This window comes from Conexibacter woesei DSM 14684, from assembly GCF_000025265.1.
In the GTDB taxonomy this organism is placed as follows: Bacteria; Actinomycetota; Thermoleophilia; order Solirubrobacterales; family Solirubrobacteraceae; genus Conexibacter; species Conexibacter woesei.
In genome coordinates this window covers 2,229,399-2,252,013 of the sequence record NC_013739.1, presented here as the reverse complement: position 1 = coordinate 2,252,013, position 22,615 = coordinate 2,229,399, and the positions used below count along the sequence as shown (strand labels likewise).

The 22,615-nt window shown below is 72.1% G+C and carries 20 protein-coding genes; 1 reads left to right on the top strand and 19 read right to left on the bottom strand.

Translation table 11 applies throughout. From position 1 onward, the window contains the following. Nucleotides 1-12: 12 nt before the first annotated feature. Genes CWOE_RS10675 through CWOE_RS10620 form a run of 12 tightly spaced genes read right to left on the bottom strand, consistent with a single transcriptional unit; the run spans nt 13 to nt 17,135 of the window. Nucleotides 13-1,572 (bottom strand): hydantoinase/oxoprolinase family protein, encoded by a 1,560-nt coding sequence (locus tag CWOE_RS10675; RefSeq protein WP_012933617.1) that lies wholly within the window; start codon nt 1,570-1,572, stop codon nt 13-15. Further along, entirely contained in the window at nt 1,569-2,657 is a 1,089-nt protein-coding gene (locus CWOE_RS10670; protein WP_012933616.1) for a DUF917 domain-containing protein, read from the bottom strand. Before CWOE_RS10670 ends, CWOE_RS10675 begins: the two co-directional genes overlap by 4 nt. Continuing rightward, a complete protein-coding gene (locus CWOE_RS10665) occupies nt 2,654-3,373 on the bottom strand; it encodes an aspartate/glutamate racemase family protein (protein ID WP_012933615.1) in 720 nt (239 codons plus the stop codon). The genes CWOE_RS10670 and CWOE_RS10665 overlap by 4 nt, the downstream gene beginning before the upstream one ends. After that, nucleotides 3,370-4,779 (bottom strand): amidohydrolase family protein, encoded by a 1,410-nt coding sequence (locus CWOE_RS10660; protein ID WP_012933614.1) that lies wholly within the window; start codon nt 4,777-4,779, stop codon nt 3,370-3,372. The genes CWOE_RS10665 and CWOE_RS10660 overlap by 4 nt, the downstream gene beginning before the upstream one ends. Then, nucleotides 4,776-5,531: an ABC transporter ATP-binding protein gene (locus CWOE_RS10655; protein ID WP_012933613.1), complete on the bottom strand. Its 756-nt coding sequence runs from the start codon at nt 5,529-5,531 to the stop codon at nt 4,776-4,778. The genes CWOE_RS10660 and CWOE_RS10655 overlap by 4 nt, the downstream gene beginning before the upstream one ends. Next, the gene (locus tag CWOE_RS10650) at nt 5,528-8,254 is read right to left on the bottom strand and encodes an ABC transporter permease subunit (protein WP_012933612.1); all 2,727 of its coding nucleotides are present in this window, start codon (nt 8,252-8,254) and stop codon (nt 5,528-5,530) included. The genes CWOE_RS10655 and CWOE_RS10650 overlap by 4 nt, the downstream gene beginning before the upstream one ends. Before the next feature lie 7 nt (nt 8,255-8,261). Further along, on the bottom strand, nt 8,262-8,912 hold the full coding sequence (locus tag CWOE_RS10645) for a TIM44-like domain-containing protein (protein WP_012933611.1): 651 nt from the start codon (nt 8,910-8,912) through the stop codon (nt 8,262-8,264). Nucleotides 8,913-8,931: 19 nt separating this feature from the next. Next, nucleotides 8,932-10,170 carry an ABC transporter substrate-binding protein gene (locus CWOE_RS10640; RefSeq protein ID WP_012933610.1) on the bottom strand — a complete coding sequence of 413 codons (1,239 nt, stop codon included), beginning with the start codon at nt 10,168-10,170 and terminating at the stop codon, nt 8,932-8,934. A gap of 47 nt (nt 10,171-10,217) precedes the next feature. After that, nucleotides 10,218-11,408 carry an acyl-CoA dehydrogenase family protein gene (locus CWOE_RS10635; RefSeq protein ID WP_012933609.1) on the bottom strand — a complete coding sequence of 397 codons (1,191 nt, stop codon included), beginning with the start codon at nt 11,406-11,408 and terminating at the stop codon, nt 10,218-10,220. 60 nt (nt 11,409-11,468) lie between these two features. Next, nucleotides 11,469-13,349, bottom strand: coding sequence for a hydantoinase B/oxoprolinase family protein (locus CWOE_RS10630; protein ID WP_012933608.1), 1,881 nt, complete (start codon nt 13,347-13,349; stop codon nt 11,469-11,471). After that, nucleotides 13,342-15,090 carry a hydantoinase B/oxoprolinase family protein gene (locus CWOE_RS10625; protein WP_012933607.1) on the bottom strand — a complete coding sequence of 583 codons (1,749 nt, stop codon included), beginning with the start codon at nt 15,088-15,090 and terminating at the stop codon, nt 13,342-13,344. The genes CWOE_RS10630 and CWOE_RS10625 overlap by 8 nt, the downstream gene beginning before the upstream one ends. After that, entirely contained in the window at nt 15,090-17,135 is a 2,046-nt protein-coding gene (locus CWOE_RS10620; protein WP_201447189.1) for a hydantoinase/oxoprolinase family protein, read from the bottom strand. Before CWOE_RS10620 ends, CWOE_RS10625 begins: the two co-directional genes overlap by 1 nt. Before the next feature lie 287 nt (nt 17,136-17,422). On the opposite strand from CWOE_RS10620, the gene CWOE_RS10615 reads away from it, so the two are divergent. Then, complete coding sequence (locus tag CWOE_RS10615; RefSeq protein ID WP_041730368.1) at nt 17,423-17,962, top strand: hypothetical protein; 540 nt, start codon at nt 17,423-17,425, stop codon at nt 17,960-17,962. Nucleotides 17,963-18,000: 38 nt separating this feature from the next. On the opposite strand, the gene CWOE_RS10610 is transcribed toward CWOE_RS10615, so the two are convergent. From CWOE_RS10610 to CWOE_RS10580, 7 genes are read right to left on the bottom strand one after another with little or no spacing between them, the layout of a single operon-like run. Continuing rightward, on the bottom strand, nt 18,001-18,687 hold the full coding sequence (locus CWOE_RS10610) for a 3-oxoacid CoA-transferase subunit B (RefSeq protein WP_012933604.1): 687 nt from the start codon (nt 18,685-18,687) through the stop codon (nt 18,001-18,003). Next, nucleotides 18,684-19,349, bottom strand: a complete 666-nt coding sequence (locus CWOE_RS10605) for a CoA transferase subunit A (protein ID WP_012933603.1) — start codon at nt 19,347-19,349, stop codon at nt 18,684-18,686. Before CWOE_RS10605 ends, CWOE_RS10610 begins: the two co-directional genes overlap by 4 nt. Further along, nucleotides 19,346-20,770, bottom strand: a complete 1,425-nt coding sequence (locus CWOE_RS10600; RefSeq protein ID WP_012933602.1) for an amidase — start codon at nt 20,768-20,770, stop codon at nt 19,346-19,348. The genes CWOE_RS10605 and CWOE_RS10600 overlap by 4 nt, the downstream gene beginning before the upstream one ends. 16 nt (nt 20,771-20,786) lie before the next feature. After that, nucleotides 20,787-21,266, bottom strand: a complete 480-nt coding sequence (locus tag CWOE_RS10595) for a DUF3830 family protein (protein WP_012933601.1) — start codon at nt 21,264-21,266, stop codon at nt 20,787-20,789. Beyond that, entirely contained in the window at nt 21,256-21,594 is a 339-nt protein-coding gene (locus tag CWOE_RS30570) for a DUF4286 family protein (protein WP_012933600.1), read from the bottom strand. Before CWOE_RS30570 ends, CWOE_RS10595 begins: the two co-directional genes overlap by 11 nt. Nucleotides 21,595-21,619: 25 nt before the next feature. Next, nucleotides 21,620-21,922 carry a hypothetical protein gene (locus tag CWOE_RS10585; RefSeq protein ID WP_012933599.1) on the bottom strand — a complete coding sequence of 101 codons (303 nt, stop codon included), beginning with the start codon at nt 21,920-21,922 and terminating at the stop codon, nt 21,620-21,622. After that, complete coding sequence (locus CWOE_RS10580) at nt 21,919-22,611, bottom strand: DUF4286 family protein (RefSeq protein ID WP_012933598.1); 693 nt, start codon at nt 22,609-22,611, stop codon at nt 21,919-21,921. Before CWOE_RS10580 ends, CWOE_RS10585 begins: the two co-directional genes overlap by 4 nt. Between the last annotated feature and the right edge of the window lie 4 nt (nt 22,612-22,615).

The window sequence follows — 22,615 nt, the reverse complement described above, 5'->3', positions numbered from 1 at the left end:
TCTCGTTGTCCATCAGGTGGTCGAGCGCGCGACGGTCGTGTCCGCCAGCTCGCCGACGGCCTTGACCCGGACGCGCAGCATCCGGTCCTCCATGTACGGCACCGGGGCGTCCTCGACCTCGACGATCCGCACGCTGTCGCGCACCGCGCCGTTGGCGACGGCACGGTCGATCGCGGCGCTCCGCGCACGCTCGAGGATCCGCTCGCGCCCGTCGTCGAGCGACTCGATCTGGTCGAGCTCGCCGCTGACCTGCGCGATCGCGGCGCCGACCGCGTTGGCGACCTCGTAGTGCTCGGGCCGCACGACCTGCGATGCGCCGGCGAGCTGGTCGTCGACGAGGATGCTGCCGCCGCCGACGACGATCACCGGCTCCGGGTGGCGCGCCAGCTTGATGCGATCGAGCGCGTCCTCGGTCATCGCGCGCATGAGGTCCAGGCCGCGCTGCGCGAGCGCCGGGTCGACGCCGGACGCCAGCGCCGGCTCCCCCACCTGCGCCCGTCCGCCGGCGACGGCGAGGTCGGTGGCGGTGAGCGTGTCGCCGCCGAAGACGAGCGCGCGATCGGTGATCGCGTAGCCGACGCTGTCGGGGCCCAGTCTCGGCTGCTCGCCGCGCACGACGCTGCCGCCGCCGAGGCCGAACGAGATCAGGTCGGGCATGCGGAAGTTGGTGCGCACGTCGCCGAACGTCGCCGAGACGGCCGACTCGCGCGGGAACCCGTGCACGAGCGCGCCGATGTCGGAGGTCGTGCCGCCGACGTCGAGCACGAGCGCGTCGGCGAGCCCGGACAGGAACGCCGCGCCGCGCATGCTGTTCGTCGGCCCTGACGCGAACGTCAGCACCGGATAGCGCTCCGCCATCTCCGACGACATCAGCGTGCCGTCGTTCTGCGTCAGGTAGAGCGGCGCGTCGATGCCCAGCTCGGTCAGGCTGCGGCGGAACGACTGCACCGTCGTCGCCGCCAGCGGCCGCAGCGCGGCGTTGATCGCCGTCGCGTTCTCGCGCTCGAGCAGGCCGAGCCGCCCGATCTCGTGCGAGAGCGTGACCGTCAGCTCCGGCGCCTCGCAGGCGAGCAGCTCTGCGACGTGCTGCTCCATCGTCGGCGTGACCGGCGAGAACACCGCGGTGACGGCCACCGACTTCACGCCCTCGCCGACCAGCTCGCGGCCGATCCGCGAGATCTCCGCCGGGTCCAGCGCCGACAGCTCGCGGCCGTCGTACTCGTTGCCGCCGTGCGCGAGGCGCCAGTGCGCGCCGATCGCGGCGCGCAGGTCCTCCGGCCAGTCGTCGAACGGGTCGACGGCCTGGGCGGCCGGCAGGCCGAGCCGCACGATCGCGGTCGGTGCCAGGCGCCGGCGCTCGATCACCGCGTTGGTGAAGTGCGTCGTGCCGATCATCACCGCCGTCAGGTCGCCGCGGTCCAAGCCGGAGGAGCGCAGCAGCGACTCGATCGCCGTCACGATCCCCGACATCACGTCCGCGGTCGTCGAGGTCTTGATCTTCGCGACGACGGTCGCGCCGTGCATCAGGACGGCGTCGGTGTTCGTGCCGCCGACGTCGATGCCGATCCTCATCGGACCACCTCCATCGGCTCGTAGGGAAGGTCGTAGCCGAACGCCGGCGGGCCGACGACGTCCAGCGCCTCGGGCGTGCGCAGCAGCTCCGAGCACGGAACACCCAGGATCGCGACGCGGTAGCCGTAGCGCAGCCGCTCGACCGTGATCGGCTCGCCGTCCTCGCGGTTGACCATGCAGATCAGGTCCGGCACGGTCGCGACAACCTCGCCATCGCGCCACGCGACGAGGTACTCGTTCTGGAACGAGATCGTCAGCTGCGCGCCGGCGTCGCCGCCGAACCCGTCGAGCACGAGCTGGCCGCGCGCGAAGCCGTCGGTGCTGCGCCGCTCGACGTCGACGACCTTGCCCTCGAACAGCACGCGACCGCCGGCCGCCTCGAGCACCCCGTCGAGCACGTCCTCGTCGCGGGCGGCGCGGGCGCGGCGGACGCGGTCGCCGAGCGCGCGCGCCCACGACAGCGTCCCGCCGATCGCCGTGCGCTTGGCGTCCGCGCCGGACATGTACGCCACCGCGCAGCCGACGAAGCCGCCCATCTGCACCGCGCTGGAGCGCGTCAGCCGTTCCAGCCAGTGGTCGTCGACGCCGCGCGGGTAGACGATCTGGTTGCCCTTCTCGTCCGCCAAGGCGCACGGGAACGGCGAGACGCCGTAGATGAAGTACGTGATCATCGGGAGGGTCGGAAACGCGCGCCCCATCCCGTCGGCGTCGACCATCGGGATGCCGAGCGTCGCGGCGATGATCATCGGCTCGATCGAGTTGCCGCCGCCGATCTCCGCGGGCAGGATCGCGTCGATCCGGTGCCCGACGTGCTCCTCGAGCGCGCGAACCGCGTCGGTCGTCTCACTGCCGCGGGGGAGCTTCTCGACCGCGATCGTCGGCGCGCCCATGCCGCCCGCGGTGCAGAGGCGCCACTCGTCGGGGACGTCCTCCAGCGCGATCACCTCGATCTCGTGGCCCGCACGCAGCAGCTTGCGCGCCCGCAGCTTGCCGACGTACGGGTTGCCCCCGCCGCCGGTCCCGAGGATGCCGGCGCCGATCACGATCGACTCCAGCGCGTCCTCTTCCACCCGCCAGCTGCTCATCGCGCCTCCCTGCGCCAGGCGGGCAGCGCGTACGCCGACCCGCTGTGGTGGACTCCGAGCATCAGCTGCGAGACGACCGCGCCGACCGCTGCCACGGTCGGATCGATCACCGGGACGTCGTGGTGGGCGAGCGCCGCACGGAAGGCGCTCGTCACCCCGCACATCCCGGTGCAGCCGAGGATCACGACATCCGCGCCGTCCTCCCCGATCGCGCGCTCGGCCTGCTCCACCAGGCCGGTGACCAGCCGGTCGCGATCGCGCATCTCCGCCACCGCCATCTCGACGCTGCGCACCGACGCCAGCCGCTCGCGGCCCACGTAGGCGTGCGCCTGCTCGGCGACGATCGGCGCGCCGCTGGCCGCCGGCAGGATGACCGAGAAGCGGCCGCCCAGCGTGCTCGCCAGCGTCATCGCCGACTGCCCCGGCGCCGCGACCGGCAGATGCGTCAGCTCGCGCGCGGCGCCGACCGCGGGGTCCATGAAGCAGTTCAGCACGACGCCGTCGACGCCGTCCGCGGCGGCGGCCACGACCGCGTCGAGCATCGCCGGCACGGCACGGGCCTCGTCGGTGCGGGACTCGATCGACGACGGCCCCTCCGTCAGCCAGCCGGCCTCCGCCTGCACGAAGGACGGCAGCCGCGGGATGACGTCGTCGTCGAGGACCCCCTTCACGACTGGGGTCAGGATCTGGATGCGGATGGTGTCTCCTTGGGTCATGCGCGCACCGGCCACTGCGGCCGCACGTGGTCGAAGCCGAGGCGGTCGAAGACGCTGGTGGTGACCGCGTCGGTCTCTCTGACGATCGCCTCGGCGTCGATCGTCGTCAGCTCGCCCGCGTCGACGACGACGTCGCCGTCGACGACGACGGTGTGGGTCGAGTGCCCCGTCGCGGTGTAGACGAGGTCGGCGATCGGGTTGGCCAGCGCGCGCGGCTGCCACTCCGGGCCCGTCGTGTCGAAGACGACCATGTCGGCCCGCTTGCCGACCTCCAGCGAGCCGATCTCGTCGTCCCAGCGCAATGCGCGCGCCCCGTCGATCGTGGCCATCTCGAACGCCTTGTGCGCCCCGATCGCCAGCGGATCGGTGCGGGCGTCCCGATGCGCGCACGCTGCCAGGTACATCACGCGCACCAGGTCGAGGAAGCGGCTGACGCACGCCGCGTCGGCTCCCAACCCGACCGGGACGCCAGCCTCGACGAGCTCGGGAATGGAGCCGTGGCCGATCATCCCGAACCCCCCGAACATGCTCTGCGACGGGCAGTGGACCGCCCCGACGCCGTGCCGCACGAAGGCGGCGATGTCGTCCTCGTGCAGCCAGCCGATGTGCGCGAGCACCGTCGGGCCGGACAGCACGCCGAGCGACGCGTAGCGCTCCACGTGCGGGTTGCGCCCGCCGCCATGGTCGTCGGGCGTGTGGCCGTGGAAGTGGCCCAGGATGCCGACGTCGAGCGCGGAGGCCTGCGCGACGACGGCGGCGCACAGCTCGTCGCTGACGCTGAGCGGGAGATCGACGCTGAAGCGCGCGCGGATGCGCCCGGCCGCCGCTCCGTTCCACCGCTCGACGGCCTCCGTCGCGAGCCCGACGAGGGTGTCGACGTCCTCGGCGATCGGGAGTCTGAACGGCCCGGAGACGTCGCTGGTCAGGCGCGCGACGACGCCGCGGATGCCCGTGTCGATCGCCGCCTGCGCGATCGCGTGCGGCTGGCGTCCGCCGCCGTCCAGGAAGCAGGTCGTGCCGTTGCGGAGCATCTCGGCAAAGTTCGCGCGTGCCGAGACGTAGGCCTCGTCATGCGTGATGCCGTACTCGAACGGGACCGCGTACCTGCCGACGCGGGTCATCACGTCGCCGACGTCGTCGACCATCCCGCGGGCGATGTAGTACTGCGCGTGGCAGTGGCCGTCGATCAGCCCCGGGGTCAGCAGGCCGGTCGGGACGTCGATCACGCGGGCGGCGTCGAACGCCCGCTCGAGCTGGCCCGCCTTGCCGACCGCGACGATCCGGCCGCCCGACACGGCGACGGCGCCGTCGCGCAGGATCTCGCGGGCCGGGTTCATCGTCGCGACGGCGCCCGCGCACACCAGCAGGTCCGCGGAGGCACGTTGTTCGATGCTGTTCGTGGTCATGGTGCCTGTCCGAAGTCGACGCCGAGATAGCCGGCCAGGAGGGCGTCCTGATCGAGGCCGGACGGGGAGCCGTCGTAGGTGACGGCGCCCTTGTTGAGCAGGACGACGTGGTCGGCGAGGTCGAGCGCCTGCGCGACGTACTGCTCGACGATCAGCATCGCCACCCCGGTCGCGGCCAGGTCGCGCAGCGCGGTGAAGATCTGCTCGACGATCAGCGGCGCGAGGCCCATCGAGACCTCGTCGAGCAGGATCACCCTGGGTCGTGCGACGTAGGCGCGCGCGAGCGCGAGCATCTGCTGCTGCCCGCCGGACAGATGGCCGGCGTGGTGGTCGAGCCGGCTCTCGAGGTCCGGAAAGGCGTCGAGCGCGCGCTCGAGCGCCTCGCCCCGGCCGTCGCCGCCGATCGCGACGTCGTGCAGGCGCAGGTTCTCGCGCACCGTGAGGCTGCGGAAGATGCCGCGGCCTTCGGGGATCAGGCACAGGCCTGCCCGCGCGCGCCGATGCGGCGCCAGCGGCGTGACGTCCTGCCCGAACAGGCGGACCTGCCCGCCGGCGGGCCGGACGGTGCCGGCGGCGGCACGCAGCGTGGTCGTCTTGCCGGCGCCGTTGGGACCCAGCAGCGCGACGACCTGACCCGGTCGAACCCGGAGCGAGAGGTCGCGCAGCACCGTCGTCGTGCCGTAGCCGGCGTCGACGCGGTCGAGCTCGAGGGCGCATGCCGCGATCGCGGCCGGTGATGCGTGCGGGTTCATGAGCGAGTGCCCTCCGGCTGGGGGCCGAAGGCGTCGGAGCTGTGGCCGAGGTAGGCGGCCTGCACTGCCGCGGAGGCCACCACCTCGCCCACGCTGCCTGCGGCGATCTTCGTGCCGAAGTCCAGGACGTGGACCTCGTCGCAGATGCTCGTGATCAGGGACATGTCGTGCTCGACCAGCAGGATCCCGACCCCGCGCTGCTCGACGATCTCGGTCAGGATCCGGCCGAAGCGCTCGGTCTCGACCTTGTCCAGCCCCGAGGAGGGCTCGTCGAGCAGCAGGATCTCGTAGCGGCCCGCCGCGCACCGCGCAAGCTCGACCATCCGCCGCTGCCCGGTCGCCAGCGACGCGACCTGCCGGTCTGCAAGCTCCCCCAGCCCGCACATCGCGAGCGCCTCGTCGGTCCGCTGCCGGACCAGCCTGCGCTGACGCCGCGATGCGATCAGATGCGCAAGCGGGTTGAAGCCGGCGAACCCGGCTTCGCAACCGAGCGCGACGTTGTCGCGCACCGTCCCGGAGTCGAACAGCTCCATCTGCTGGAACGTGCGGCCCAAGCCGCGCCGCGCACGGACCGCCGGCCCGAAGCGCGACAGCAGCCGGTCGTCGAGCAGCACCTGCCCGCCGGACCGGTTGACCAGCCCGCTGCACGCGCCGAACACCGTCGACTTGCCGGCCCCGTTGGGCCCGATGAGTCCGGTGATCGTGCCCGGGCGGGCGTCCAACGTGACCCCGTCGACCGCGACCAGACCGCCGAAGCGCACGGTCAGGTCCTCGACTCGCAAGCCCGTCCCACCGGCCGCTGCGGCGGCGGGCAGCGGAGCGGGTGCGGCCGTGGGGATCGCCGGCGGGCGGCGTCGGCTCGGCCACCTGACGGCGAGCCGATCGACGAGGGGGCGCAGCCACATCGGGGCGGTGCCGGCATCGGGCGGCATCACCGCGAACGCGATCGCGCTGCAGCCGAACAGCAGCATGAACGCGTAGGTGACGCTGGGGTCGGTGGAGATGTACGCCGGCGCCACCACCATCCCGAACGCCGCCATCACCGCGTACCACGGCACCCCTCCGACCGCGATCATCAGCACGGCGAACAGCTGCAGCGAGAGGATCGGCTGGTACTGGTCGCCGCCGACCAGGGTCTGCGCGGCGCCGTCCAGCACGCCGGCGACCGCGCCGATCGACGCCGAGAGGCAGAACACCAGCACGCGGCTGACGTTGACCGACGCGCCCGAGGCCGCAAGGCCCGTCGGGCTGTCGGACATCGCCCGCAGCAGCCGTCCCAGCCGGCTGCGGGTGATCCCGACGACCAGCAGCGCCACGATCGCCGTGACTGCCAGCGTGAAGTAGTAGAAGCCGGTGTCGCCCTCGAACGACACGCCGGCCAGCTCGGGGCGCGGAACCGTGAGACCCGCGCCCGCCCCGAACATGAAGTCCTGCGCGTAGAACATCTGCTGCAACGCGATCCCGAAGCCCAGCGTCGCCAACGCCAGGTACAACCCCGGGAAGCGGATCGCCGGCACCGCCAGCAGCGCGCCGATCGGCGCCGCGATCGCCGCCGCCGCCAGCAGCGCCGCCGGCCACGACCAGCCTTGGTCGACCGCGAGGTGCGAGAACGCCGCGACGCCGATCGCCATGAAGCTCACATGCGCCAACGACACCTGGCCGGAGGTCCGCACCAGCAGGCCGAGCGCCAGGAACAGCACAACGTACGCGAGGAACCGCGTCCAGGCCAGCATCTGGTCCGCGCCGAAGCTCGGCACCGCGACCAGCACGCCCAGCAGCACCAGCGCGCCCGCCAGGCGCACCGACGACGGCGCCGTCCACGCCGGCCGCGTCGCGCGGCGCAGGAACTCGGCCGCCGAAGGGCGGCGCACCCGCGGCGCGAAGACGAGCAGTCCGAACAGCACGAGGAACGGCAGGCTGCTCGCCAAGCCGCCCGCGATCCCGGTCGCGTCGACGAAGTACTTCTGCAGCAGCGACTGCCCGACGCCGATCGCCAACCCGCCGGCGTACGTCAGCGGCAAGCTGGAGAACCCGCCGATCGCGGCGGCGCCGAACGCGGTGACGACGAGGAAGGTGATCGACGTCGCGTCCAACGGCAGGAGCGGCGCGAGCAGCACGCCGGACGCGCCGGCCATCATCGAGCCGATGATCCACGCCGTGCGACGCACCCGCTGCGGCGCAACCCCCATCGAGTCGAGCAGCTCGGTGTCGTCGACCACCGCCCGCATCGCCAGCCCGGTCCGCGAACGCCGCAGGAACACCGTCAACCCGGCGGTCGCCAGCACGCCGACCGCGAACGTGATCAGCTGCGCGACGGTCACCGGCGTCCCGAACAGCTCGAACGAGTCGCTCGGCAGGAACGACGCGACCTGGCGCGACTCCCCCGGCGGGAACAGCAGCTGCAGGCCGCCCTGGACGGCAAGCAGCACGCCGACCATCGCGACGACCTTCATCGCCAGGCTCGCGCCGGCCAGCAGGTCCGCGATCCGCGCCAGCAGGAGTCCCACCAGCGGCGCCCCGACCAGTACCACGAGCGCCGCCGCCAGCGGCCACGACACGCCGTGCAGATCACGCAGCCAGTAGAACCCGAACGCCGCCGCGCTCGCCAGCGCCCCGTGCGCGAAGTTGAAGATCCCCGACGTCTTGTACGTCAACACCAAGCCGACCGCGGCAAGCGCGAAGACCGAGCCGATCGTCAACCCGGCGACGATGAAGGGCAACACGCGAGTCTCACCCTCTCCGCATCGAGCGGTCAGCCGAGGCGGCGTAGTCCGCCTCGCGCTGGAGGCGGGACAGCACCCAGTCGAACCGCCCGTCCGTGGTCCGCGCGTCCACGGAGCGCTGGAACGTGAAGAACTCCGTGAACGACTGCGGCGTCCGGTCGCCGGCGATGACGCGGTCGGTGCGCTCGTCCACCTCGTAGCTGATCCACGTCGCGGTGAAGCGCACGGTCAGGGCGTCGAACGCGTTGCCGTGAACGACCTTGACCGGCGCGAGCGAGTCGACGCGCATGCCCTCGAGGACGTTGCGCTTGTGCTCGTCGACGAACATCTGCACGTTGGCGCTCCAGCTCTTGTGCAGGCCGGGGCTCATCAACGGCCGCGCCGCCTCCCGGTCGCGGTCCTGCCACGCCTGCCCCAGCGCGAGGAACGCCTGCTCGGCGCGGCGCTCGAAGCCGGCCGGGTCGAACGCGGGGTCGGCCCGCCGGATGAGGGCGATGCCCTCATCCGGCGCGAGCGGCGAGACGACCGCCGCGTCGGTGCTGCCACCGGCGAGCGGCTCGTTCGCCATCACCGTGACGTCGACGCCGCAGTGGTCGCACGTGCCGTCGTCGTTCAGTTCGAGCCGCGCACTGCAGTTTGGGCAGTTGCTCGGGATCATGACTCTCCTTCCGAGCGCGCTATCCCGCCAGCGACTTCGCCAGCGCCGCCTCGGCGGGCGCCACCACGGCGTCGGGTGCGCAGGTCGGCTTGGCGTCGTTGGTCGCGACGAATTCACCGTTCGCGATCGTCCACGTGAACCAGCAGTGGATCGGATTGGCCTTGCCCTTGGTGTACGTCAGCGGAGGGACGATCCCACCGAGCGTCTCGTCCTTGATCGTGTAGAGCGCGGCCTGCAGCGACGAGTTGGTGATCGGGCCTCTCGCCTTCGCCGCGGCGGTGGCGATCATCTGCATGCCCGCCCACGCGAACAGCCCGTAGGAGCTGTCCTGCGAGGACCCGGAGAAGTCCGGCGCGTACTTCCCCAGCGCGTCGCGGTACTCCTTGACGCCGGGCACCGACGTGTCGAAGAACGGGGCGGCCCCGTCGAGGACGACGGCACCGTCATACGCGCTGTTCGTCTTCCACGCCTTGTCGGCGAAGAGGCCCACCAGCAGCTGCGGGATCCGCACGCCCTGCTGCACGCACTGCTCCGTGATCTTCGTCGCCACGGAGGCGCCGAACGAGACGAAGTAGGACGCCGCGCCGGAGTCCTTGACCTGCTGGCAGAAGGCCGTGTAGTCCGGCAGCGACGGCGACATCTTCGTCACCACCGGCAACGACAGCCCGACCGGCTCGGAGAAGCTCCGCATCAGCGCGACGATCTGCTCGTTCAGCGCGATCCCCGACTGGTATCCGACCGCACCCGTGTCGCCGACCTTCTTCAGCTCGGCGTCGAGTCCGTAGCCCAGCGTGATCGGGGACAGCGTGATCGGGAACACGTCCGAGGACGTGAGCGTCGTCACCCCGGCGATGCCCGAGATGACCGGCACCGATCTGCTCTCGGCGTACTTCACCCACGTGGCGTCGTTGAAGTCCTGCGAGAAGACCGCGACGACGTCGTCCTCCTCGATCAGCTTCTGCACCGCGGCGCGGCCGGCGCCGGTCGTGGCGCCGATGTCCTCGACGATCACGCGAACGTCGTGTCCGTCAAGCCCGCCCGCGGCGTTGACGGTCTCGGCCCATGCCTCCAGGACGTGCGGGGTCCCCTCCGCCGCGCCGGCAAGGCCGGAGAACGCGCCGATCGCACCGATGTTGACGGTCTTCCCAGCAGCACCGCCGTCGCCGTCGCCGTCGTTGCTGGAACCGCACCCGGCGGTGGTCATCACCAGGACGCCGACGACCGCAAGCCACGCGCACATGGCCACCTTGCGCTTCATCATCTCTCTCCTCTGCTGTGAGTGCGTCAGCGAAGCTTCGACAGGCGCTACAGCACCAACATCGGGCGCTCGTCGCGACCGAGCAGCGCCTTGCCGTGGATCTCGTACCCGAGCTGCGACGTCATGCCCGCGTGGCGCGAGCCGACGCCAAGGTCCCGCCAGATCCGCTGCAGCGGATTCGGCTCCGCGAAGCTGCCCGCGCCATGGGCGTTCACCAGCGTGTCGACCGCGCCGCGGAGCAGGTCGCAGATCCATCCGCACTCGGCGCGGATGTGCGCGCGCCGCTCGTACGGCAGATGCTCGCCGTTCGCCGCCGCGGCGTCGATCTCGTCGGCCGCGCGATAGGCGTGCAGATGCGCGGCGTCGATCCGCAGCGCCGCGTCGGCGAGCTGGATCTGGAAGCCCGTCGACTCGGCCTGCTTGCGGCTCGTGTAGCTGACGGGGCGCCGCGGCGCCGCCTCGCGGACCAGCTTCAGCGCGCCGCGGCCGAGCCCGAGCTGCGCGCCGACGAGCACGAGGAACTGCACCGCGCCCTGCGACGTCCGGTAGAGCGCCTCGTCGGTGTGCTCGGTCGGGACCTCGCCCTCGATCGCCGGCATCGTCCGCAGCACGCGGTGCTCCGGGACGAAGACGTCGTCGAGCACGAGCGTGTTGGAGCCCGTCCCGCGCATGCCGGCGACGAACCAGGTGTCCTCGACCACGCCGTCGGAGATCGGCACGAGCCCGACGCCGAGGTCGACCTGCACGCCCTGCTCGTCCACGAGCGGGAAGCCGACGTAGGCCCACTGCGCGTGGTAGATGCCGGAGACGTAGCCCCATCTGCCGCTGATCCGCCAGCCGCCGTCGACCCGCACGACGTCTCTGACCGGCGCCATCGTGCCGCACAGCAGCGCGCCCGGATCGGACTCCCAGACCTCGCGCTGCGCGCGGTCGGCGTACAGGCCGCCCATCACGCACGCGCCGTTGATGTTCTGGACCACCCAGCCAGTGGAGCCGCATGCCTCGGCAAGCGTCGAGGAGACCTCCAGCTGGGTCCGGATCGTCGTCTCCTGGCCCCCGAAGCGACGGGGCACGCCCAGCGACAGCAGGCCGGCTTCCTTGATCGCCTGCACGTTCTCCTCGCTGAGCCGCCGGTCGGCCTCGGCCTGGCCGGCGTTGCGTGCGAGCAGCGGCTGCAGCTCGACCGCGCGGCGCACGAGCTCCTCGGAGCTCAACGGGACGGATTCGATGGTGGACATCTGACAGCACCTCGTTTCTTGCTGATGTTCTCTTCGGCGATCGTCATCAGGTCGTTGCCGTCACCGTGCGGATGCGGCGTCCCGCAGCCTGTCCACGCGGTCGACGCGGGCCTCGATGCCGGCGCGCTCGATCGTCCACTCGCGGCCGATGCCGCGGCGCTTGCGCGGTCCCGGCTCCCGCTTGCGAGCGGCGCGTTCGCGCTCCGTCGCCTCAGCGTCGACGGTCCGCGTGGCGGCGTCGACGACGACGCCGTAGTCGGACTTCGCGCCGTCGAGCGAGACGTACTCGTCGAGCACGTCGTCGAGCACCGCGGCGGGGTCGCGGTCGAGCGGGTCGCCCCAGCCTCCGCCGCCGCCGCTCTGCGCGAAGATCGTCTTCGCCGGGTCGTACGCGACATGCGCGATCCCCAGCTCGCCGGCGATCATCTCGTCCGGCTCGCCCTCGTTGACGACGATGAAGTTCCCGGCGCCCTCGTAGCCGCCGACCCATCCCGGCAGCGGATGCACGAGCGACTGGGCGAGCAACATCGCCTTCACGTCGCTCGCGCCGCGGTCGACGCGCCGGATCGCCAGCGCCGGGGTCCCGCGCCACTGGCCCGGCGCCGCCGAGTCCGTCGACAGCTCGGTCTGCCGATACAGCGTCGGGCTCTGGATCTCGCTGAACTCGACGTTGACGGGGCTTGCGACGCTGAACGGCGTCGCCCACATCCCCCAGCCGTCCTGCTCGTACGCGGCGCTGCTCGACATCGAGACCATCGAGATGTCGACGAACATGAAGAAGCGCGGATTCCGCGACGAGATCGACTGGAACCGGTGCTCGCGCTCGTCGGTCCCGTACACCAGCGGGCCGGTGATGTCGATCGACGCGCTGCCGACGCGCTCCGGCGCGAACTGCTCGCACGCCTTCATCACCGCCGAGGCGATCTGGCAGCCGGCGGTCACCGTTCCGGTCATCGTCGGCGTCGGCGCCGTCGGGTGGACGATCGTGCCCTCCGGGAGGTGGATCGTCAGCGGCTCGAAGAAGCCCGCGTTGACTGGGATGTCGGGGCACAGCGCCGAGAGCACGATGCAGACGTAGGCGATCGTGTTCGGCCGCGCGCTGTTGATCAGCCCGTCGGTCTGCTCGTCCGAGCCGGCGAAGTCGACGGTCATCCGATCGTCGTCGATCGTCACCGCGACCTGAATCCTCAGATCGCTGTGGTCCGCCCAGTCGCCGTCGGCGTAGGAGTCCGCTGTGTACTCGCCGTCCGGCCAGCGGCGGAGCTGGTCGCGGAACTTGCGCTCCGAGTAGCCGAAGGTCCACTCGACCGCGTCCTCGACCGTCTCCAGGCCGTGCCGATCGACCAGCTCCCGCATGGCGCGCTCGCCGATCTGACACGCGCCGAGCATCGCCTCGATGTCGCCTTCGACGGCGATCGGAACCCGGTTGTTCGCGGTGATCCAGTCCCACACCTCGCGCCGGCGCTCGCCGCGCTCGTACAGCTTGAGCGGCGACAGGCGAAGGCCCTCCTGCCAGATGTCGCGGCAGTAGTAGTTGAGGTTCGGCGTCGGAGCGCCCTGATCCATCACGTGCAGCCGCGCGGCGGCGAGGAAGCGCGGCCGTCCGCCGAAGAAGATCGGGACGACGACGGTCCAGCATCCGCAGTGGCTCCCGCCGTGGTAGGGGTCGCCGATCAGCAGCACGTCGCCGGGATGCAGATCGCCGCGGAAGAAGTCCAGGCCGACCTGGCACGACGTCGTCAGGGCGAACGAGTGCGCGATGATCCCGGCGCGCCCGACCAGCTTGGCGGTCGTCCCGTCGTAGCTGTAGATCCCGCCCCCGCAGTCCTTGCCCTCGTTGACCTGCGGGTTGGGCGACGTGCGGCAGATCGTCTCGTAGAGCTGCTCGGCGCTCGTATCGATGTAGCTGCGGATGATCTCCGCGGTGATCGGATCAGACACGGTCCCCGCCAATCTGTGCGCCCTGCCCTGCGGGCAGGTCCTGGATAGCTGCGTCGAGCTCGTCGGCGCTCAGGCCGTAGACGTCTCGTGCCGTCGCCGGCGAGATGACCCCGTCGAGCACGTCGTCCACGACCGCCGTGCGCGCGCGCTCGGCGGGATCGCCGCAGCCGCCGCCGCCGGCCAGACGCAGCCGCAGCCGGTCCGCGGCGATCGCGGTGTCGGCGGCGCTGTGCGGCGCGGGCTGCCAGCCCTCGGGGGTGTGGAAGGCGACCTCGCCGGGGTCGCCCGGTGCGCCGCCCGCGAGGCCGCCGACGGCGGCGCCGGAGGCCTGCGTCCAGAGCGTGAAGAGGCGGTCCGGCGCGAGGACGACGATCGCCTCGACCCCGGGGGCTCCTCGCCACCGGCCAGCACCGGGGCTGTCCTGGACGAGTTCGAGGCGTTCGATGCGCATCGCGTGCTCGGTCTCCCACTGCTCGACCGAGGGGAGCTGCGCACGCGTGGCGAGCTGGGGACGTCCCCACCCGTCGCCTTCGGGCACGGCGCTGGCGCCGCCGACGCCCCAGCGCCCCAAGTCCAGCTGGTGGCTGCGGTCGTCGGCGGGCCGGCTGAGCACGAGCGGCCGCGGAACCGTGAGCGCCGGGACCGGGTGGGCGGCTGCCGGCCGCAGCGTCGTCGCGACGAGCTCGGTGACCTCGTTGCCGCAGTGCATCGGTCCCCAGCCGACCGGCGCGGGGTTGACCGGATGGACCACGGACCCGGGGCGCGTGCGCACCTGGACCGCGCGCAGCAGCCCGCTGTTGGCCGGGACCGTGTCGCCGAGCATCGCCAGCACCGCGCCGACGGCGCACGAGGCGGTGCTGCCGGCCGAGCTGTTGACGAACAGCTGGCGTTGGTCGTCGGATCGGCTGAAGTCCAGCACGAGCCTCGTCTCGTCCACGGTGGCGGCGAGCCGCACCGTGACCGGGCCGCCGGCATCGGCGTCGAGCCGCAGCGTCTGCTCGCCCTCGTAGGCCCCGGGCTCCCATGCGGCGATCGCGTTGCGGGCCAGCTGCTCGCTGTAGTCCTGCGCGTAGGCGAGCGCTCCCCGCACCGTCTCGACGCCGTAGCGGCCGATCAGCTCGGTCAGCCGCCGCTGGCCCAGCTCCAGCGCGGCGATGCCGGCCTCCAGCGTGCGGCGCGTCTCCTCGGCGCGGCGGCCGTTGAGCAGGAACACGTGAAGCATGTCGCGCACCGGCCGCCCGTGGCGCTGGATCTTCACCGGCGTGGCCGGATGGCCCTCCGCGAGGATTTCCGTGGCTGCGGGGTTGAGGCTGCCCGTCACCTGGCCGCCGACGTCTGCGACGCGCACGCGCGCCGCGAGGAACAGCACCAGCTCGTCGTCGATCGTCAACGGCGCCGTCAACGTCACGTCCTGCAGCCGCGTCCCGCCGGCGTAGGGATCGTTGGTCAGGATCACATCGCCGTCGTGGAGGTCGAACTCGAAGTACTCGACCACGTGCCCGACCGTCTGCGCCATCGAGGCGGTCTGCAACGGATCGTCGGTCGCGACGATCGCGCCGCTCGCGTCGGCGATCGCGATCGCGTACTCGCGCCCCTGGCTGATCTCGACCGTCGGCGCCGCGTTCGCGAGCACCGCGCCCAGCTCGTCCGGATACGCCAGCAGGGTCGTGCGCAGGATCTCCAGCTCCACCGGCGAGAGCGCGCCGGCGTCTTCGCCGCGGTGCTCGATGACGGTGCGCATCAGCCCACGACCTCGATCACGTAGGTCTCGTACTGGTCGAGCATCGCCTCCTGCTCGGCGCCGACGACGATCGTCGTCCCGGGCTCGTGGATGACCGCCGGACCCGTGACGACGTTGCCCGGCTGGATCGACGCGCCGTCGTAGATCGGCGTCTCGACGAACCCGCCGAGGCGCTCGAAGTACGCCTCGCGACTGCCGACCTTGGCGCCGCTGGAGTCCTCGTCGCCGAATCTTCTCGGGGCGGCGAGGGCGTCCATCGAGCGCAGCCCGGTCAGCTCCATGCGGATCGAGACGACCTGCACCGGCTCGCTCGGGCGCTTGTGCGCGTAGAGCTGCTCGTGCAGCTCGTGGAAGTCCGCGATCGCGCGCGAGAGGGTGACCGCCGAGATCTTCCGTGTGCGGGTCTGCAGCGGGACGATGACCTCGTGGACCTGCCCCTCGTAGCGGATGTCGAGGTAGCGCTCGAGACGTGTCGTCTCCGCTGGCGGCAGCATCTCCTCGGCGTCCTCCTGCACCTTCAGGAACAGGTCGGTCAGCTCGTCCGGGTCGATCGCCTCCATCGAGCGCACGTACGACTGCACGCGCGAGACCTTGAAGTCGGCGACCATGCCGCCGTAGGCGCTCAGCACGGACGCGTTGCGCGGCACCAGCACCGTCTTGATCCCGAGGTCGGTGGCCTGCACGCCGGCGTGGACCGCGCCGGCGCCGCCGAACGCCATCAGCGCGTAGTTGCGCGGGTCGCGGCCGCGCTTGACCGACACGTAGCGCAGCGCGTTCGACATGTCGCTGTTCGCGATCCGGAACACACCCACGGCCGCCTCAGTCACGGAGATCCCCAGCGGCTCTGCGACGTGCTCTTCGAACGCCGCCTCTGCGGCGGCGCGATCCAGGGCCATCTTGCCGCCCATGAAGCGCTGCGGGTCCATGAAGCCGAGCAGCAGGTTCGCGTCGGTCACCGTCGGGCGCGTGCCGCCACGGCCATAGCAGGCCGGCCCCGGCTGCGCCCCGGCGCTCTCCGGACCGACACGCAGCGCGCCCGCCTCGTCGACCCACGCGATCGACCCGCCGCCCGACCCGATCGTGTGGATGTCGACCAGCGGCACCGCCACGCGGTAGCGGCTGATCCAGTTGTCGACGCCGACCTCCGGCTTGCCCTCGTGGATCAGGCAGACGTCGTAGCTCGTGCCGCCCATGTCGGCCGTGATGACGTTTCTGTACCCCGAGCGCTCGCCGAGCTCCACCGCCGCGACGACGCCGCCCGCCGGGCCCGAGAGGACGGCGTCGACCCCGTGCTCGGCCGAGTAGCCGACGTCCATCACGCCGCCGTTGGACTGCACGACCACCAGCTCGCCGTCGAAGCCCGCCGAACGCAGCCCCTCGTCCAGCCGCCCCAGGTAGTTCTTCAGCAGCGGGCTCGTGTACGCGTTCACGACCGTGGTGCTGACGCGCTCGAACTCCCGGATCTGCGGCAGCACGTCACACGACAGCGTGATGAAGCACTCCGGGTGCTCCTCGCGCACGATCTCCGCCACCCGCCGCTCGTGCGCGTCGTTGACGAACGAGAACAGCAGGCACACCGCGACCGACTCGATCCCCGCCGCCTTCAGCTCCCGCGCGGCGTCGCGCACCTCGTCCTCGTCGAGCTCGACGACGACCTTCCCCTGGTCGTCGATCCGCTCCGACACGCCCTTGATGAAGCGCCGCCGCACGATCGGATGCGGCGCCGGCAGTCTCAGATCGAACAGGCTCTCCTTGTAGCCGCGACGCAGCTCCAGGATGTCGCGAAAGCCTCTCGTCGTGATCAGGCCCGTCGGCGTCCCCCGGTACTCCAGCATCGCGTTCGTGACGACCGTCGTGCCGAGGATGAAGAACTCCGTCCCCGCCAGCAGCTCCCCCGGCTCCTTGCCGTAGTGCTCGGCGACGACGCCCACCGCCTCCAACACGGCCGTCGCCTCGTCATGCGGCCGCGACGACACCTTGCCCACGAACACGCCAGCCGCGCCGTCCGTCGCGACGACATCCGTGAAGGTCCCGCCAACATCCACTGCAACCGTGTAACTCACCCAGTACTTCCCCTCAGCGTGTTCACTTACATGACCGGATCTCACGCGACGCGGGGACGCGGTGCCGGGTTCATTCGTCCCGTCGATAAAACCGCGGCAGTCACCTCGCGGCAATAGCACGCGGGTGCTATTCGAAGCCAGTCCGCCGCCAATCCCGGCGGACTGCGGCGCACGGCTGGTCCTCTCACGTCCTTCCTACGTCGCTCTCACGAGGCGTTCACGGACGACTGACTCGATGGAGCCAGCAATGCCAATCAGGGGAGGACCCAGTGACCCGATCGACACGCCCGCTGCTCGCGCTGCTCACCGCAGCTCTCGCGGTGCTCGCGCTCGCCGCCTGCGGCAGCGACTCGTCCGACGACTCATCGACGTCGTCCGCGTCGAGTGACGAGGAGAAGGCGATGAAATTCCAGGACTGCCTGCGCGACAGAGGGATCGACATCCAGATGAGCGAGGACGGCGGCATGATGGCCAGAGCTGGCAGAGCGAGCGAGATGGCCAGCGGCAGAGATGACACGGAGGCGGCGATGGAGGAGTGCCGCGAGAGCACCGGCTGGGCCCCAGAGCCGCCGAGCGAGGAGCAGAGAGCCGAGATGCGCGACAGAGCGCTCGCGTTCGCGCGGTGCATGCGCGAGGAGGGCGTCGACGTGCCGGACCCCGCCGCGGACGGAAGAACGTTGATGAGTGTCGAAGGGAACAGAGCGGCGGTCGAGCGCGCCGCGGAGAGATGCGGCGGCCTCGAGGGCCCGGCGTCGGCACCGTCGGCGCCTGCGACGCCCGCGACGCCCGCGACGCCTGCGACGCCGTGAAACGCAGTCACGCAAGCAGCTCGAAGCCGGACAGCGCATCAACGTCGCGATCGCGCCGGCCTCGGGTCGATCTCCTGGCAGTCACCCTCCAGCGCGACCGTGAAGCGCGCGCCCGTGTTCCGTTCGACCCACTCGACCGAGCTGTCCTCCGTGACGTCGGTCAGCACCAAGCCACCGTCGCGCACCGCGAAGGTCGCATGCTCGGTGACGATCAGGTCGACCGGCCGGTCGGCGGTGAGCGGGAAGGGCGTCTCGGCGACGAGCTTCGGCGCGCCGTCCTTGGCGAGGTGGGTCGTCGCGACGATCACGCGCCGCGCGCCGACGAGCAGGTCCATCGCGCCGCCGACGCCGAGGATCGGCTTGCCGGGGATCGACCAGTTGGCGATCCGGCCGTGCTCGTCGAGCTGGAGCGCGCCGAGGATCGCCGTGTCGACGTGACCGCCGCGGATCATCGCGAACGACGCCGAGCTGGCGAAGTAGGAGGCGCCGGGCAGCTCGCTCACGGGCAGCTTGCCGGCGTTGACGAGGTTCGGATCGACCGCGTCCTCGGCCGGGGTCGGGCCGACGCCGAGCATGCCGTTCTCGGTCTGGAGGACGACGTCGACGCCGTCGGGCAGGTGGTCGGCGACGAGCGTCGGGATCCCGATCCCGAGGTTGACGATCTCGCCGTCGGTCAGGTGGGCGGCGACCCGCTTGGCGATCGCCGTGGCGACGGAGCTGCTCATGCGGATGCGCCCTCCGAGCGGACGACGTGGTCGACGAACAGGTGCGGCGTGACGATCTCCTCCGGCGCCAGCTCTCCGACCTCGACGATCTCGTCGACCTCCGCGATCACGGTGCGCGCGGCGGTCGCCATGTCGGGGTTGAAGTTGCGCGCCGTGCGCGTGTAGGCGAGGTTGCCGAGGCGGTCGGCCTTCGCGGCGCGGATCAGCGCCACGTCGGCGTTCAGCGGGAGCTGCAGCAGGTAGCGCTCGCCGTCGATCACGCGCTCGTCGCGGCCCTCCGCCAGCACGGTGCCTGCGCCGGTGCGGACGTAGAAGCCGCCGATCCCCGCACCGCCGGCGCGGATCGACTCCGCCAGCGTTCCCTGCGGCAGCAGCTCGACCTCGATCTCTCCGGCGAGGTGCGCCTCGACGACCTCGGGGTTGGAGGTGAAGTACGAGCCGATCGCCTTGCGCACGCGCCTGGCCGGAAGCAGCCGGCCGAGCCCGCGGCCGGGCTCGCCGAGGTTGTTGGAGATGACCGTGAGGTCGCGCGCGCCGTCAGCTTCGAGCAGCGCCGCGATCAGCGTCAGCGGCGCGCCGACGAGCCCGAAGCCGCCGACCATCACGGTGTCGCCGGGCGACACGCGGGCGAGCGCCTCGGCCGGGGTGCAGACGCGGATCATGCAGGCAGCCTGCCGGTCCACGGCCGCGCCCGCTCCAGCTGGCCGGCGAGCGACAGCAGCACGTCCTCGCGGCCGAGCTGGCCGAGGAAGTGGACGCCGATCGGCAGGCCCGACGGGGAGCGGTGCAGCGGGACCGACATCGCCGGCTGCCCGCTGACGTTGGCCAGCCGCGTGAACGGCGAGAAGCGCACGTAACGGGCGACCCGGTCGGCCGGCGCGGCGAACTCGCCAAGCACGAGCGGCGGCTGCGCCAGCGTCGGCGTGAGCCATGCGTCGAAGCCCTCCATGAACTCGTGCAGCAGGCGGGCAGCGCTGTCGATCGCCGTCAGCGCGCGCATGTGCTCGAAGGCCGTGTGCTCCCGTGCCGCCAGGTAGTGCTCCCACGTCAGCGCGTCGAAGCCGTCGGGCGACGGCTCGACGCCCGTCTCGCGGGCGACCTCGGCGACGAGCGAGCCCATCAGCTCGCGCCACAGCGTGAACCACGCCGCGGTCAGCTCGTCCGCGTCGAGCGGCGGCATCGCCTCCGTCACATGGTGGCCCAGCTCCTCGCACAGGCGTGCCGCCTGCTCGACCGCGGTGACGCACTCCTCGTGCACCGGGACCGCGGCGAGCGGCGACGTCGACAGCGCGATCCGCAGGCCGCCGCGCGGCGGAGCGGTCGCGGCCGCCAGCCAGCCGCCGGCCGGCGGCGGGGGCGCGTCGAGCAGCGACCCGCGAGCGCGCCCTGCCGTCAGGTCGAGCACGAGCGCGCTGTCGCGCACCGAGCGCGTCAGGACGTGGTTGCTCAGCACCCGGCACAGCAGCGCCCCGGCGTCCGGCTCGAGCGGCGTGCGGCCGAAGCTCGGCTTGAGGCCGAAGACCCCGCAGCACGAGGCCGGGATGCGGATCGACCCGCCGCCGTCGTTGCCGTGCGCCAGCGGCGTCATCCCAGCCGCGACCGCTGCCGCCGAGCCGCCGCTCGAGCCGCCGGCGGTGCGCGCGGGGTCCCACGGGTTGCGCGCCGGCCCGAACAGCTCGCTCTCGGTCGTCGGCGTGACGCCGAACTCGGCGGTGTTCGTCTGCCCGATCGCGATCAGACCGGCGGCGCGGTACCGCCGCACCAGCTCGCTGTCGCGGACCGCGACCCGCCCCGCGCCGGCGCGCGAACCGTCGGTCGCGGGGAAGCCGGCCCGGCGGACCACCAGATCCTTGAGCAGCAGCGGCACCCCCGCGAGCGGCAGCGCGGGATCGACCGCGGCCGCCTCTTCCCGCGCCCGCTCGGCGGCGAGGTGGACGACGGCGTTCAGCCCCGGGTTCAGCCGCTCGACCTGGGCGATCGCCGCGTCGACCAGCTCCACCGGCGTCACCTGCCGGGCGCGGACCAGCTCCGCCTGCGCGATCGCGTCGAGCCCAGTCAGCTCGCGCGCGGTCTCGGCGGTCATCGCTCCTCCCTCATCGTCAGCGGGCGTGGTCGAGTCGCAGCTGGCCCAGGCCCTCGAAGCGGCGTCGCCGGCACCAGCGCGCCAGCTCGTCGAGCGAGGTCGAGAGCGAGCCGAACACGACGATCGTGTTGAAGCCCGACGGCATGCGGCACTCGGCCGTCCCGTACGTCACGGCGACCTCCCCGAAGGTCGGGTCCCACGAGAGGTCGCCCACCCGCGGCAGGCGCGTCTCGTTCTCCTTGTCCTGGAAGCCGAGCGGGAAGCGCTCCGCGCTCATCACGATGTCGCCGCTCCAGATCGCGTGGATCACCGGGATCTCGAGCGGCAGCCGCTCGGCGATCGCGGCGACGGTGCGCGGGGCGCCCTCGTCGAAGAGGACGCCCTCGCTCGCCCCGCCCTCCCACTCGAGCACGACCGGGGTCGAGCCGCGCCGCGCACGGCCCCAGTGCTGCTCCCAGTACCAGCTCTCCGGGCGCTCGTCCCGCTCAGCGGTCATGCTCTTTGCGCATCGTCAGGTGCTTGTGGAAGATCCGCGTCCGCACCTGCACTCTGTCGCCGAAGCCGCCGAGGCCGCGCGCGGCTGTCAGCTCCGGCGTCTCCCACACCTGGGGCCCGTCGACCTCGTAGACCGTCAGCTGGCGGCGCAGACCGGTCCCGTCGCTCGGGTGCGCGACCGCTCTGTAGCGCGTGCCGCTGCGGAACCCGGGCGCGGCGAGGATCTCGGGCAGGTGGACCTCGTCGTACCACCTGTCCCACTCGGCCTCGACGGCCGCGTCGACCTCCAGCGCGGCGACCATCACCCACTCGGGCAGCTGCTGCTCCATTGCTTCCTCGCTCTCCTCGTCGGGATCAGCCGCCGGACGGCGGCCAGGGGATCTCGCGGTAGACGTTGCGCGTGAACTCGACGCTCCCGTCGAGCGGCCCGAAGCTGCCCTGCGCCGGATAGTCCGGACTGGCGAAGACCTCGGGCCCGGTCAGCTCGTACATCGACATGTAGCGCAGCGGACCGTCGACGCTCTCGAAGCGCCGCGCGCTCACGACGCCCTCGACGGCCGCGACCTGCGCCATGTGCTCGGCGTACCAGGCGGTGTACGCCTCGTCCAGCTCGGGGCTCGTCGGCTGCGAGCGGACGACGAGCAGCAGCCTGCTCATCGCGCCGCCTCCCAGTCCCAGTGCTGGGCGATCGGCCGGTAGGCGGTGACGCGCGCGGTGCGCCCGCCGGCCGCGTCGGCGAGCGGCTGAGCGAAGCCGCCGGCGGCCGCGCCCGCCTCGGCCAGCGCCGCGGCCGCGGCGACGCCGTCGCACTCGATCAGGCCGAGCAGCCGGTCGGGGCCGGTGTTGAGCCAGCCGACGACCGGGTCGGGGCTCTGCCGCAGCAGCACCGCGCCGGCGACGTCGCGCTCGCGCGCGAGCCCCGGGAGCACCGCCTCGCGCCACGCCGCCTCCGCGGCGCCCGGGTCGCCGGCGTCGTGCTCGACGCGCACGACGACGAGCGGCCGGCCGCCGCGCAGGAGCCGCGGCGGCGTCGCGGCGAGCGGCTCGTAGACGTGCAGGTGCAGGTCGCTCGTGTGCGGCAGCAGGTCGCGGTCCCAGACGGCCCACTCCGACAGCGTGACCTCGTCGCGCGTGCCGGCGTCCTCGCCCAGCAGCAGCGGGAGCGCCGCGTGGTCGCGGATCTCGTACAGCGCGGCATAGCGCGGTCCCGGCGTGATCGCGACGTAGCGGTTGCCGCTCTCGTAGCCGGGCACCGCGACGAGCCGCGGGACGTGCAGGTGGTACCAGGTGTTCAGCTCCGCCTCCTTGGCGGGAGCGATCGACATCGTGGCGTCGAGCAGCAGCATCGCG

Excerpts from the sequence above, each read along its gene's own strand:
- CWOE_RS10675 (WP_012933617.1), bottom strand. The coding sequence starts at position 1,572 with ATGAGGATCGGCATCGACGTCGGCGGCACGAACACCGACGCCGTCCTG.
- CWOE_RS10665 (WP_012933615.1), bottom strand. The coding sequence starts at position 3,373 with ATGACCCAAGGAGACACCATCCGCATCCAGATCCTGACCCCAGTCGTG.
- CWOE_RS10635 (WP_012933609.1), bottom strand. The coding sequence starts at position 11,408 with ATGTCCACCATCGAATCCGTCCCGTTGAGCTCCGAGGAGCTCGTGCGC.
- CWOE_RS10580 (WP_012933598.1), bottom strand. The coding sequence starts at position 22,611 with ATGCTGCTGCTCGACGCCACGATGTCGATCGCTCCCGCCAAGGAGGCG.
- CWOE_RS10670 (WP_012933616.1), bottom strand. The coding sequence starts at position 2,657 with ATGAGCAGCTGGCGGGTGGAAGAGGACGCGCTGGAGTCGATCGTGATC.
- CWOE_RS10655 (WP_012933613.1), bottom strand. The coding sequence starts at position 5,531 with ATGAACCCGCACGCATCACCGGCCGCGATCGCGGCATGCGCCCTCGAG.
- CWOE_RS10640 (WP_012933610.1), bottom strand. The coding sequence starts at position 10,170 with ATGAAGCGCAAGGTGGCCATGTGCGCGTGGCTTGCGGTCGTCGGCGTC.
- CWOE_RS10605 (WP_012933603.1), bottom strand. The coding sequence starts at position 19,349 with ATGATCCGCGTCTGCACCCCGGCCGAGGCGCTCGCCCGCGTGTCGCCC.
- CWOE_RS10585 (WP_012933599.1), bottom strand. The coding sequence starts at position 21,922 with ATGAGCAGGCTGCTGCTCGTCGTCCGCTCGCAGCCGACGAGCCCCGAG.
- CWOE_RS10660 (WP_012933614.1), bottom strand. The coding sequence starts at position 4,779 with ATGACCACGAACAGCATCGAACAACGTGCCTCCGCGGACCTGCTGGTG.
- CWOE_RS10600 (WP_012933602.1), bottom strand. The coding sequence starts at position 20,770 with ATGACCGCCGAGACCGCGCGCGAGCTGACTGGGCTCGACGCGATCGCG.
- CWOE_RS30570 (WP_012933600.1), bottom strand. The coding sequence starts at position 21,594 with ATGGAGCAGCAGCTGCCCGAGTGGGTGATGGTCGCCGCGCTGGAGGTC.
- CWOE_RS10625 (WP_012933607.1), bottom strand. The coding sequence starts at position 15,090 with ATGCGCACCGTCATCGAGCACCGCGGCGAAGACGCCGGCGCGCTCTCG.
- CWOE_RS10610 (WP_012933604.1), bottom strand. The coding sequence starts at position 18,687 with ATGAGCAGCTCCGTCGCCACGGCGATCGCCAAGCGGGTCGCCGCCCAC.
- CWOE_RS10645 (WP_012933611.1), bottom strand. The coding sequence starts at position 8,912 with ATGATCCCGAGCAACTGCCCAAACTGCAGTGCGCGGCTCGAACTGAAC.
- CWOE_RS10595 (WP_012933601.1), bottom strand. The coding sequence starts at position 21,266 with ATGACCGCTGAGCGGGACGAGCGCCCGGAGAGCTGGTACTGGGAGCAG.